At 64.4% G+C, this 12,325-nt stretch carries 11 protein-coding genes; 4 read left to right on the top strand and 7 right to left on the bottom strand.

The window, feature by feature from the left end; genetic code table 11:
* Positions 1-229 precede the first annotated feature (229 nt).
* Positions 230-2,131, top strand: a complete 1,902-nt coding sequence (locus tag QZ269_RS10065) for an acetate--CoA ligase (RefSeq protein WP_291426580.1) — start codon at positions 230-232, stop codon at positions 2,129-2,131.
* Between the two features lie 64 nt (positions 2,132-2,195).
* On the opposite strand, the gene QZ269_RS10060 is transcribed toward QZ269_RS10065, so the two are convergent.
* The 3 genes from QZ269_RS10060 to QZ269_RS10050 form a co-directional block, all read right to left on the bottom strand.
* Positions 2,196-3,626 (bottom strand): LptA/OstA family protein, encoded by a 1,431-nt coding sequence (locus QZ269_RS10060; protein ID WP_291426579.1) that lies wholly within the window; start codon positions 3,624-3,626, stop codon positions 2,196-2,198.
* Between the two features lies 1 nt (position 3,627).
* A complete protein-coding gene (locus tag QZ269_RS10055; protein WP_291426578.1) occupies positions 3,628-4,539 on the bottom strand; it encodes an LptA/OstA family protein in 912 nt (303 codons plus the stop codon).
* A 73-nt stretch (positions 4,540-4,612) separates the two neighbouring features.
* On the bottom strand, positions 4,613-5,221 hold the full coding sequence (locus QZ269_RS10050) for a hypothetical protein (protein ID WP_291426577.1): 609 nt from the start codon (positions 5,219-5,221) through the stop codon (positions 4,613-4,615).
* 96 nt (positions 5,222-5,317) lie between these two features.
* Here QZ269_RS10050 and QZ269_RS10045 point away from each other — a divergent pair, with 96 nt between their 5' ends.
* From QZ269_RS10045 to QZ269_RS10035, 3 genes are all read left to right on the top strand, one after another.
* Positions 5,318-6,082, top strand: a complete 765-nt coding sequence (locus QZ269_RS10045; protein ID WP_291426576.1) for a TatD family hydrolase — start codon at positions 5,318-5,320, stop codon at positions 6,080-6,082.
* 16 nt (positions 6,083-6,098) lie between these two features.
* The gene (locus QZ269_RS10040) at positions 6,099-7,289 is read left to right on the top strand and encodes a CaiB/BaiF CoA-transferase family protein (RefSeq protein ID WP_291426575.1); all 1,191 of its coding nucleotides are present in this window, start codon (positions 6,099-6,101) and stop codon (positions 7,287-7,289) included.
* Positions 7,290-7,384: 95 nt separating this feature from the next.
* Positions 7,385-8,545 (top strand): acyl-CoA dehydrogenase family protein, encoded by a 1,161-nt coding sequence (locus tag QZ269_RS10035; protein ID WP_291426574.1) that lies wholly within the window; start codon positions 7,385-7,387, stop codon positions 8,543-8,545.
* A gap of 74 nt (positions 8,546-8,619) precedes the next feature.
* Here QZ269_RS10035 and ubiE read toward each other — a convergent pair whose 3' ends face one another.
* The 4 genes from ubiE to QZ269_RS10015 form a co-directional block, all read right to left on the bottom strand.
* Positions 8,620-9,348 carry a bifunctional demethylmenaquinone methyltransferase/2-methoxy-6-polyprenyl-1,4-benzoquinol methylase UbiE gene (ubiE, locus tag QZ269_RS10030; RefSeq protein ID WP_291426573.1) on the bottom strand — a complete coding sequence of 243 codons (729 nt, stop codon included), beginning with the start codon at positions 9,346-9,348 and terminating at the stop codon, positions 8,620-8,622.
* 50 nt (positions 9,349-9,398) lie between these two features.
* Positions 9,399-9,863, bottom strand: coding sequence for a low molecular weight protein-tyrosine-phosphatase (locus QZ269_RS10025; protein ID WP_291426572.1), 465 nt, complete (start codon positions 9,861-9,863; stop codon positions 9,399-9,401).
* A 246-nt stretch (positions 9,864-10,109) separates the two neighbouring features.
* Complete coding sequence (locus QZ269_RS10020; protein ID WP_291426571.1) at positions 10,110-10,682, bottom strand: peptidylprolyl isomerase; 573 nt, start codon at positions 10,680-10,682, stop codon at positions 10,110-10,112.
* A 213-nt stretch (positions 10,683-10,895) separates the two neighbouring features.
* Complete coding sequence (locus tag QZ269_RS10015; RefSeq protein ID WP_291426570.1) at positions 10,896-12,134, bottom strand: aminopeptidase; 1,239 nt, start codon at positions 12,132-12,134, stop codon at positions 10,896-10,898.
* Between the last annotated feature and the right edge of the window lie 191 nt (positions 12,135-12,325).

Here is a 12,325-nt window from a genome sequence, read left to right as displayed (position 1 = left end):
TCGCTAGGGTAAGCTGCGCGTTCCACCGTTAAAGCCTAAAACATTTCCCATGGTTAGGGCCTCAGACAGCCTCTGAAATAACCAGGTTCAAGCAGCAGTCCGTACAGGCTCGTCATCAATATTGTCGGTCGTTTATCAAACTGTTCCTGGCGTGGACACATTCGCCCAGACCACGCGGCAGGGGCTAGACTGAGGGCAACGCACAATTCAGTTTTTTGGAGGTACTGCCATGTCCGATGCCACACCCCGCCCCGCGCAACCCGAACGCCTTATGCCCCCCGAAAGTGTCCTGAAGCGGCTACGGTACGACCCCGCGCCTGATATCGAGCGGGCCAACCGCGACCCAGACACCTTCTGGCTATCGCAGGCCCGACAACACGAGTGGACACGCGAACCCACCCAGGCCCTGAAGTGGGAACGCCCAAATCACCAGTGGTTTGCCGACGGCGAGACCAACATCACGCTGAACGCGCTTGACCGTCACGCCCGGGGCGAGGCCCGCACCCGCGCCGCGCTGATCTGGATCTCGGAGGACGAGCAGGCGCACATCTACACCTACGGCACGCTACTCGACCGCGTGGAGCGCTTTGCGGCGGGACTGCGGTCTATCGGGGTGCAAAAGGGTGACCGGGTGGTCATCTACATGCCACTGACGCCCGAAGGCGTAATCGCCATGCTCGCCTGTGCGCGGCTGGGGGCGGTGCATAGCGTGGTATACGCGGGCCTGGGGGTTGGGGCGCTGCGCGACCGTATTCAGGACGCCGGAGCTAGGCTGGTTATCACGGCCAACGTGGGCTACCGCCGGGGCAAGGTCGTGGACCTGTACTCAATCGCCGCCGCCGCGATTCAGGACCTGGTAGGCGTGGATTACCTCGTGCTGCACGAGCGCGGCGATGGAATGCACCGCGAACGCGACAGCCGCACGGTGGATTTCAGTGACCTGATGAAGGTGGGCAAGGCCGAGGCCGTGACCGTCGCCTCCGAGGACCCGCTGTTCGTGCTGTATACCTCGGGCAGCACGGGCAAGCCGAAAGGGGTGGTGCATACCCACGGCGGGTACATGGTGGGCACGTCCTATCACCTCAAAGCCTTTCTGGACGTAACGCCGGGCGACGTGTTCTTTTGCACCAGCGACATCGGCTGGATCGTGGGGCACAGCTACATCGTGTACGGCCCACTGGTGTCGGGCGCGACCATCATGTTCCGCGAGGGAGCGCCGGATTTTCCTGACCCCGGCGTGCTGTGGCGGCTGATTGAAAAATTCGGCGTGAACGTGCTGCTGACCGCCCCCACCACCCTGCGAATGTTCATGAAGCTGGGCGCGGAAGTTCTGAAACCCTATGACCTAAGCACCTTGCGGCTGGTCGCCTGCGCGGGCGAGGCGCTGAACCCCGAGGCATGGCGCTGGGCGCAGGAACATGTCTGCGGCGGCCTGGGCGAGGGCGCACACGGCATTGTCGTGGACAACTGGTGGCAGACCGAACTGGGCGCCCCGACCATCGGCACGCACGCCCGCTGGCCCGCCAAACCCGGATTCGCCGGGAAACCACTGGCCGGGGTAGACGCCGACGTGGTAGACAAAAACGGCGACCCGGTGCCCGAGGGTCAGCAGGGCTTTCTGGTTATCCGCAAGCCCTTTCCGAGCATGATGCGCGGCATGTACGGCAACGACGAAAAGTACGCCGCCATGTGGAACGAGAATCCGGCGGGCTACACCTCGGGCGACCTCGCCATGAGAGACGCCGAGGGCTATATCAGCATCCTGGGGCGCAGCGACGACGTGCTTAGCGTGGCCGGGCACCGCATCGGCAGCGCGGATGTCGAGGACGCGCTGGTCAGCCACCCCGCCGTGGCCGAGGCCGCCGTGATCGGTATTCCCGATTCACTGAAGGGAGAAGCGATTATCGCGCATGTCATCTTGCGCCGGGGCTTTGAGCAGCAGGTGGGGCGCGGGCTGCAGGCCAGCATCACTGAACACGTGCGGCGCGAACTTGGCCCTATTGGCACGCCCGCCGAAATCCGGGTAGTCGAGAGTCTGCCCAAGACCCGCAGCGGCAAGATCATGCGCCGCGTGCTGCGGGCACAGGCCCTGGGGCAAGACCCCGGCGACCTGAGCACGCTGGAAAGCTGAAGGCCCTCAGCCAGCCAAAAGGCCCCCGCCGCCAGATGTGCCGGGGCCTTTTTTGCCCTCCTTGCTACTTGACCGAAGGTGCCTTCTTGACTGGAAGCGTCGTCGTATTGCCAGTAGCTTGAGTGCCAGCAGCTTGAGTACCAGCGACTTCATCGGCGCTGCTCTTATGCGGGTCGGCAGAAGGAGCCGATGGCCCGGACGCAGAAGCCGTGGCAGAGAGGTTCGTTTCACCCTCCTGAAATTCACCGCTGATATTTCCCTCACCCGCCTTAACCACATAGACCTCGTTGGTGTCGAGGTTATACACGATCAAGCCGTCACTCAGTCGCAGCACGTCGCCGCCCTTGACGCTTTCGGCGGGGTTGTTCTGGGTAGCATAGAGCCGCGCCTCGTTTTTGGCATCGTCGTATTCCACACGGGCGGCCCTGCTGATGCGCCCGCCCTGGCTCCGCAGCACCACGTCACCGACCAGCACGGTTTTTTCGGCGTCCACGTTGACCTCGATGCTCTGGCTGCTGCCCGACAGCGGGTCCTTGTCGTTGTCGCGCCGGAAGGTGATCGGGCCGTCAATGCGGGCCACGCCGTCGGTCTCGTCGTAGACTAACTTTTGCCCGCGCAGCCGGGTCTTGCCCTGGGTCACATAGACGGTGCCTGCCACCGGTTTAGGCTGCGAGGCGACCCCGCACAGGCTGAGGCGATCCTTGGCGCCGGAGGGGGCCTGATCCAGAAACTGGGCGGTTCCTGCGCTGGCCTCGACCCGTCCGTCGCTGCCTTCCTGACCGTCTTTGGGGGGCTTTTGCGTGACCATCGCTAGCGGCACCCGGATCACGTTCTTGTCGATGATGATGCGAATACCGCCCGGCCCACTCTCGCTGAACACCCCGACATTGGGGGCGTCAGCGGGTTCGTCGTCACGCGGGCTGCACACCGTATAGATGCCGGTGTCGTCGCTGATGCCGGTGCGAATCACTAGAATGCGCCGCTCTTTATCATCTTTGCCCTGGCGACTCAGGGCCATGCACGCCTGCTCGGAGCCTTCCACGCAGCGCCCGGCCTTCTCGTGCTCGGTGGGGTCGTTGTTGCCGGTGTCGGGTTGATCTGCGCCGTTGGCAGCGTTGGCCGGGTCGGCAGGTTGCGCCGCCGGAAGCGGAGAGGGCGCTCCGGCTGGTGACTGGCTACCTGATGGTTGGCTGCCTGATGACTGGCTGCCTGCTGGTTGGGCGGCTGTACCGGGCAGAGGTTGCGCCGGAACAGTCGGCTTGACCAACGGGGAGGGCGCAGCCGAAGAGCTACCCGGCGAGGGTGCAGGAACCTTCAGCGTGCTCTGACCCACCGTTGGGGTCGGGCTGCCCGACTTGATAACCACCGGAGCCACCATCGGCGCGGGCGTCAGCGTGGGCGGCGCTGAGGGGGGCAGGCCCGGCTGACCAGCGGCCCAGGCCGAAACCGGGCCGACCAGCAGCGCCAAGAGCAGCAACCTTGTCCGGCGCGTCACATTACTTTTCGGTCCGCAGCTTGAACGGATCGGTGGGAATGGTGAATCTGGAGTTCTTGACGCTCACGCGGCCAAAGTCGGTGCGCTGCTCCAGATAACCGCTGGCTGGGGCACGCAGGGTCACCTTGCTTTTGCTGTCCACGCTGACGGCATTGCCAACCACGTAAGCCACATTCTTCTTGTCGTCGTAATACACCGCGTCGCCGGTGGTGGTCTGCGTGCCCTGCACCAGTTTCACGCCGCCCTTGACGTACAGGGTCTTGCTTCTGGTCAGCGCCCGCACTTCCTGGCCCGAAATCACCAGTTCCTTCTGATTGCTCTTGGCGGCGCGGGTCAGGGTCGGGGTGCCGGTCAGCTGGGCCAGTTCGCGGTCCTCATCGAAGATCAGCTTGTCGGCTCGCCCCGTCTGGTTGCCGCTGATAAGCTGCACGCCCCCAGTGCTGGTCGAAACGTTGTTGTCCACGTCCAGACTCATCTGGCTGGCCTTGATGCTCACGGGGTCGCTGCTGTCGTTCTTTTCCGGCACGAAGGTCGCGCTGGGGTTCCCGCTCAGCAGGCCCTGCCCGCTAGCCTCACTGTACGCCAGTTGCTCGCCCGCCGCGCTCAGGCGGCCACGCGTGACCTGAATGTTGCCGCTGAAATCAGCCAGCCGCTTGCCCTTGGCCTCGATGATCGGGGTGCCTTTGGGGGCCGTAAGCACCGCCTGCTGCGCCGTGATCTGAAGGCTGCTGACGGTCGCCTTGACCGGGTTGGCGGTGAAAGTCAGCGGGCCGTTACGTAGGTCGCCGCGCGGCGCTCCCTGAATATTGATCACGCGCTTCTCGGTTGCGGGGGCAGCAGTTTGCGCCAGAACGCTCAGGCTGGCAGAGCTGAGGACGGCGGCGGTCAGAAGCAGGTTCTTGTTCAGGTTCATGGCAGTCTCCTTGAAGACGGGAAATTCAGGGTCAGGAAGGCAAAAAAGGCGGGCAGGACTCGGCTTGAGCGTTCTAGGTCAGCGGCACCCGCCTACCACCCCGGCAAGTCTCGGTAGCGTCGAGCGGCGCACTGATCTGCGAGTCCTGGTCTGATCCCAGCACCTGGAACTGAAAATCCATTTGCAGGTGGCCCAGGCGGCCCGTCAGGTACGGCGAATCGACCACCGCCAGCGGAGCGCTAAAGCCCACGCCCTGCTGGATGGTCACGGGCTGCTCGGGGGTGCCGCTCAGGTCGATATCGGCGCACTGCGACACCAGGGTAATGCGGGCGCGGGGCGTGGTGATGTCGTCCTGGGCGTTAATCGTCAGGTGCGGCGTGCTAAGGGTGGCGTCCAGCGTGGTTCGCCCGGTGTACTGCCCGGCGCTGTCCTTCTGGCGCACCAGCCTCTGCCCGCCCGACAGTTCGGCCAGCTCGGTCACGCCCGTCAGGGGGTCGCTCTGCACGTTCCCCGCCTGAAACTGCCAGATAGCGTCCTGATCATGAGCCGGATAAAGCGTGAGCTGCACGTCCCGCAGGGTGGCCCCGGTCTGGTCACTCGCCTGCTGGGCGGCAGGCAGCAGGGTAAACACCAGCGCGAACACCACCAGAGCCACGAGCGAATACAAACCGACCTTCTGCACGCCACGCACTCTACCGCGCCGCTCTCATGAGAGTGATGGGCGCGGCCTGACGGGCATGAGGGAAACGGCGCGGCGCCGGGGGGGTATGTTCAGGGCATGTTCGACTCGCACACCCACCTCGATTACCTCGAAGACCCGGCCTCGGCACGCGGCGAATTGGGCCTGAGTGGCCTGGTCTGCATCGGCGCGAACCTGGAACACGCCCGCAACGCCGTGGCCCTGGCCGAACAGTTTCCGGACGTGTGGGCCACCGCCGGACTGCACCCGACCGACACGGATCAGGACTCGCCCGAACTGCGCACCGGAATCGAAGCGCTGCTCTTGCACCCGCGTGTGGTCGGCATCGGTGAAAGCGGCTTGGACGACTACTGGGACGCTTCCAAGCGCCCGCAGCAGCTCGCCGCCTTCGAGTGGCAGCTGGAGCTGGCCCGGTGCACCAGCAAACCGCTGGTTATCCACACCCGCGACAAGCAGGGCCAGGAATCGGCGCACCGGGGCGTCATGGACGTGCTGCGGAACTGTCCCGGCGTACAGGTCATCTTTCACTGTTTCAGCGGGCACGCCGGGATGCTGGAGTATGGTCTGGAACGCGGGGCCTACTTCGGCTTTGCGGGCAACACGACCTATAAGAACGCCGCCGAGATTCAGGCGGCGGCAAAAGCCGTGCCACTCGGACATTTACTGGTCGAAACCGACGCGCCGTTTCTGGCCCCGGTGCCCAAACGCGGCAGGCCCAACCGCCCCGGCTACGTGCGCTACACGCTGGAATTCATCGCTGAGTTACGTGGACTGGAGGTCAGTGAACTTGAGCGGATTACGGAGACCAACGCCCGCACGGTCTACCAGCTGGAACGGGCGTAGACTGGCGGGCAGCCACATGACTCAAGACTTTTCCGCTGCCTTGCCACTTGCCGGGCTCAAAGTTGCCGACTTTACCCGCGTGCTGACGGGGCCGTTTTGCACCATGCTGCTGGGCGACCTCGGCGCCGACGTGATCAAGGTCGAGCCGCCGCAGGGCGACGACACGCGCAGCTGGGGGCCACCTTTTATGCAGCGCGGCGACGCCTGCGAAAGCACCTATTTTCTGAGTGTCAACCGCAACAAGCGGAGTATTCTGCTAGATCTCAAGAACGCAGAGGATTTCGCGGCGGCCCACGCCCTGATTGCTTCGGCGGACATCGTGGTCGAGAACTTCCGGCCCGGCACTTTCGACAGGCTGGGACTGAGCTGGGAGCGGCTGCACGCCGAGTTTCCCCGCCTGATCTACGCGAGTATCTCGGGCTTCGGGCAAAGCGGGCCGTACCGTGACCGCCCCGGCTACGACGTGATCGCGCAGGGCATGGGCGGCCTGATGAGCTACAACGGCGAGCAGGGCCGCGACCCGCAGCGGGTGGGCGTAGCGGTGGCTGACGTGTTCGCCGGGGCACTGATAACCCAGGGCATTCTGGCCGCGCTGTATGCCCGCGAGCGCACCGGAGAAGGCCAGCGCATCGACGTGAATCTGCTCGAAGGCGTGATCGCGCTGGGCACCAGCCAGATCAGCCGCTACCTCGCGGGCGGCGAGATTCCCAAAACCCAGGGCAACGATCACGCCAGCATCGTGCCCTACGGCACTTTCGAGTGCAGCGACGGCATGATCAATCTGGCGGTGGGCAATGACAGCCTGTGGCGCAAGTTCTGCGCGGCGCTGGAATTTACCGCGCTGCTTGCCAACCCCGACTACGCCACCAACGAGGGCCGGGTGGATCACCGCGCCGCCCTGAACACCGAGCTGCTGCCGGGGCTGCGGCGCTTCACGCGGGCCGAGATCACGCGGCGGCTCGACGCGGCGGGCGTGCCGTGCGGCCCGGTCTATACCATCAAAGAAGTCTTTGAAGACCCCCACGTGCAGGCCCGAGGGGTCGCCGTGACGGTGCCGCACCCTACCCTGGGCGAAACCACCGTTACCTCGCCGCCCTGGGACTTTGGGGGGGTGCGCCCGCCGGTGCGCCGCGCCCCGCCCACGCCGGGCCAGCACACCGCCGAAATCCTGGCCGAGCTGGGCCGCACAGCCCCCGAACCGTCCTGAGCCGCCCTTTTCCCTTATTCTTTAATTCAGCCAGCCAGTTAGCCAGTCTCTCTTTGTCCCTTTTGCTGGGGCACCCCTCCGACGAGGTACACATAATGTTCGACGAATTCAAAGTATTTGACCTGCTGCAACCCGACGAACGCCAGATCCGCGAGACTGTCCGGAGCTACTGCGACGCCGAGCTGCTGCCCCACATTGCCGATTGGTGGGACAGCGCAGAGCTACCGGTGAAAGACGTGATGAAAAGTTTCGGGCAGATGGGCCTGCTGGGGCCGACCGTGCCCGAGGAGTACGGCGGCGCAGGCACCAGCTACAGCGCTTACGGCGCGATGATGTACGAACTGGAGCGCGTGGACAGCGGGCTGCGTAGTGCCGCCAGCGTGCAGGGCAGTCTGGTTATGTTCCCGATTAACGAGTACGGCAGCGAGGAGCAAAAACGGCGCTGGCTGCCGGGGCTGGCCTCGGGCGAACTAATCGGCTGCTTCGGCCTGACCGAACCCGACGGCGGCTCCGACCCCGGCGCGATGCGTACCCGTGCCCGCAAGGACGGCGGCGACTACGTGCTTAACGGCAGCAAGATGTGGATTACCAACAGCCCCGCTGCCGACGTGGCGGTGGTCTGGGCCAAAGACGACGAGGGCGTCATTCGCGGCTTCACAGTGCCCACCGACACCAAGGGCTTTCATGCGCCCAAGATCACCCGCAAGATGAGTCTGCGGGCTTCAGTGACCGGCGAAATCGTCCTCGAAGACTGCCGCATTCCCGCCGAAAACCTGCTGCCGGGCAGCCGGGGCCTGGGGTCGCCGCTGTCGTGTCTGACCTCGGCCCGCTTCGGCATTGCCTGGGGGGCGCTGGGGGCGCTGGAAGCCGTCTTACAGGCCAGCCTGGACTACACCACCGACCGCACGACCTTTGGCAAGCCCATTGCCTCGCGCCAGCTGGTGCAGGACAAACTGGTGCGCATGGCAACTGACCACACCACCGGGCTGTTGCTGGCGTGGCGGTTGGGGCAGCTCAAGGACGCCCACCAGATGAATTTTGCTCAGGTGAGCTACGCCAAGCGCAACAACGTGAGGGTCGCCCTGCAAGGCGCACGCCTGGCCCGCGAGATGCACGGCGGCAACGGAATCACGACCGAGTACCCGGTTATTCGCCACATGCTGAACCTCGAAACGGTGGACACCTATGAGGGCACCCACGACATCCACACCCTGATCGTCGGGCGGCACCTGACCGGGTTGGGTGCCCTGGAATAAGGGCTGAACGAAAAGACGCAACCCCAGCCGCTTAGCCAGGGGTTCCGTTTTTCTTCTTTCGTGCTGCTCGGGCTTCAGCGCTTGTCGCCCACGTGAATCGCCGCGACGCCGAAGGTCAGCAGCCTGTAGCGGGTACGGAAGCCGGTGGCCCGCATAAGCTGGGCAAGACGCTCGGGGTCGGGAAAAGCCAGCACGCTTTCGGGCAGGTAGGTGTAGGCGTCGGCGTTGCCGCTGACCACCGCCCCGATACGCGGCAGAATCTGGCGAAAGTAAAAGCGGAACAGCGATCCGAACAGTCCCTGGGCTGGCGGCGGAAACTCTAGAATCACGGCGCGGCCACCGGGCGTCAGCACCCGCCACATCTCGGAGAGGCCAGCGGCGTAGTCGGCAAAGTTGCGAAAGCCGAAGGCGCAGGTGACCGCGTCGAAACTGGCGTCGGGATACGGCAGGTGCAGTGCGTCGCCTTCCTCGAATTTGATGTCCAGGTGCCGCGCCCCGGCCTTCTGACGCCCGATGTCCAGCATCTCGGGTACGAAGTCGCTGGCGGTCAGCTTGAGGCCCGGCGCACGGGTCGCAAGTTCGATGGCGAAGTCGGCGGTGCCGGTCGCCATGTCAAGCAGAGTACGGGGGCTGTGGGCCAGGGCCTCGGCGGCAGCTTCCCTGCGCCATAGCCGGTCGATGCCCAGGCTGAGCACGCGGTTGAGCAGGTCGTAACGCGGCGCGATGCTGGCGAACATGGCCTGCACGTCCTGGCCCTTGTCCTGCCTGTCGCCCACCGGGGGCTTTCTGGGAGCCGGAGTCATGGGGCCGATTCTAGTCTGTCAGGCGGCCCGGCACCCACAAGCCTTCAGAATTAATGACCCGCCGCCACCCGCCGCGCAAACTCGCGGGCGCTGCGTTCTAGCATCCGGTACATGTCCCCAAAACCGTCGGGGCCGCCGTAATACGGATCAGGCACGCACTCGCCGGGGGCCTCGGGGTCAAAGTCGCGCATCAGCAGGATTTTTGCCCTGGCCGTGGGTGGGGCCAGACGCCGGGCACGCTCTAGATTGCTCCGGTCCATCGCCAGAATGATGTCCTGCTCGCCGTAATCGGCGGGAGCCAGTTGCCGCGCCGTACCCGTCAGCTCTAGGCCGTGCTGGTGGGCCACCTTCTGGCTGCGCGGGTCGGCGGGATTGCCGACGTGCCACGCCCCGGTTCCGGCGCTGTCCACTACAGCGTCTAGGCCAGCGGCAGCCAGTTCGCGCCGGATCAGCGCCTCGGCCACAGGCGAGCGGCAGATATTCCCCAGACAGAGGGCCAGAACGCGTAGCGGCATAGCTCAGGATAGAACACTAGACCTCCGGCGAAAGTCGCAGCGAGGTTGGTCTACAGACTGCCGATTGAACCGGGCCGTTCTGGATTCAATGCGTGCGGAGGCGAGTAGCAGCAAAGCGGCTTCCGGGCGTGGAGGTGGCCACCCGGTGTGATTCCGGGTTGGGAACGCAGTTGGCAACAAAACAGACAAAGTCCGTCTAACAAAAAAGCCCCAGCCTGGGCCGGAGCTGATTGGATCACCGAAAGTTTATTTTTCGACGAGGTAGGCCGACTCGATCACGTCGGGGGTACCAGGCTGGCCGGGCTGAATGCGGGTCAGGCGGTCGAGCACGTCCAGTCCTTCGACGACCTTACCAAACACCGTGTGGCGGCCATCGAGGTGGGGCGTGGGGCCGAAGGTGATGAAAAACTGGCTGCCGTTGGTGCCGGGGCCAGCGTTCGCCATGCTCAGCACGCCCTTACCGCTGTGGCGGTGGGGGTTTCCAGCAAATTCGTCCTCGAACTTGTAGCCGGGGCCGCCCGTGCCGGTGCCGGTAGGGTCGCCTGTCTGGGCCATGAAGCCGTCGATCACACGGTGAAACTTGATGCCGTCGTAGTAGTGGTGGCGCAGCAGGTGCGCGAAGCTGTTGACCGTCATGGGCGCTTCGTCGGGGTAGAGTTCGACCACCAGGCGGCCCTTGCTGGTTTCCAGCACGGCGCGGTACTGCTTGCCCGGTTCGGTGGCGCTGCCCAGTTCGGGGGCGCTGCTGAAACTGGTCTGGCGTTCGCTGCTCAAGAAGGGCGTCTGGGTAAAGCCGTCGGCGTTATAAAGGTCGCTCATGAACTGCATTGTAAGTGGTTAAGTACGTTGAAGCTAACATTGCGAGATTCCGGGAAAGCACCGGAACCTCTCCATTCCCGCTCCAACGTACTTTCTTCTGCTACGCGCTCCGCGCGGTTTATCTACAAGATAAACGCAGTGTACTTAGTGGGCTGCGGTGAGTAGAAAACCCTAAAGGCTAGTCACCGCTCACCACCACCTACTCACCAGTTCTCAGATCACCCATTCCCCGCCGCGCATCAGCGCCTCGCGCTCGCCGCTGGCGGTTACGCCGTCCACATCGGTCTGGGGCGTGCCGATCATCCAGTCCACATGAATCAGGCTGTCATTGCCGCCCGCTGCTTTCAGCGCCTCGGGGTGTTCACCGCCCTGCACATTAGTCGGGTAGCAGCGGCCCAGTGCGATATGGCTGGCCGCGTTCTCATCGAAGAGGGTATTGAAAAACAGCCTGCCCGTCTGGGCCACCGGAGCCGAGGCCTTGACCAGCGCGACCTCACCCAGTCGCGCGGCCCCGTCGTCGGTGTCCAGCAGCTTTTGCAGGGTGTCCTGGCCCGTTTTGGCCTGAACCTCGACTGCCCGGCCCCGCTCGAAGCGCACGCGAATGCCCTCAATCAGTTGCCCACGCAGACTCAGGGGCTTGCTGGCGACCGCCCAGCCGTCCACGCGCTCACGGTGCGGCATGGTAAAGACTTCGTCGGTGGGCAGGTTGGGCACGGCGCGAATCCCATTTCGGGCCGTCTCCGCGCCGCCCTGCCAGATGTGATGTTCGGCCAGCCCCACCGTCAGGTCGGTGCCCAGTTCAGATTTCAGGTACAGGCTGGCGTACTGTTTCTGGTTGAGCAGGGCGCAGACCCGTTCCTGTTCGGCCAGATGGATGTTCCAGGCGGCCACCGGATCGGGCTGATCGGCGCGGGTCACTGTGAAAATAGCGTCCCAGAGTCTGGCAACGGCCCCGGTTTCAGGCAGCTCAGGAAACACCCGCGTGGCCCAGGCCGGGGTGCTCATGGCAGCCACGCACCAGTTGACCGCAAAGCCCGCCAGCGCCTCGGAAACGGGCCGCATGGCCTGAGCGACCAGTTTGGTGCGGGCCGCGACTTTCTCCGGCGACACGCCCGCCAGCAGGCTGGGGTCTTCCCCCACCACGCTTAGGCGGGCGTAGCCATCTTCCAGGGCCTTTTCGGCTTCCAGCGCGGCCCAACTCGGCAGGTAAGCCAGCGCCTCCCCCGAGCCGTTCTGGTAAAACGCCAACGCCTGATGTCCGTCGTGGTAGTTCACGCGCACGTCAAGCGCCCCAGCCTGGTAGGCCGCCCGCACCACCTCACGCACCAGCGGGGCGGCTTCCAGCGGCGCACCGATCAGCAACTTGCCGCCCCGGGGCAGATTAACCCCAGTGTGAACGAGCAGTTTCGCGTACTGCGCCAGCCTGTTCGCAAATTCGTCGGCCAAAGTCATGTCTTCACTGTAAGGCTAAGACGCGGGCCAAAGGGCCAAATAAAAATCCGCTCACTTGGAGCGGTTATGTAGAAAAGAATACCCCGATATACAGAGATTGTCAAGGGAGTGCATATTGAAACCCGGACGAAATTCTGCATACTCAGGTTTTTGGGTGCAGAATAAGAGATGAACACTCTCCAGCACGCCAA

Source organism: Deinococcus sp., from assembly GCF_018260405.1.
In the GTDB taxonomy this organism is placed as follows: Bacteria; Deinococcota; Deinococci; order Deinococcales; family Deinococcaceae; genus Deinococcus.
Note: the sequence above shows the minus strand (reverse complement) of the source record. Positions and strands in the feature narration are given on the sequence as shown.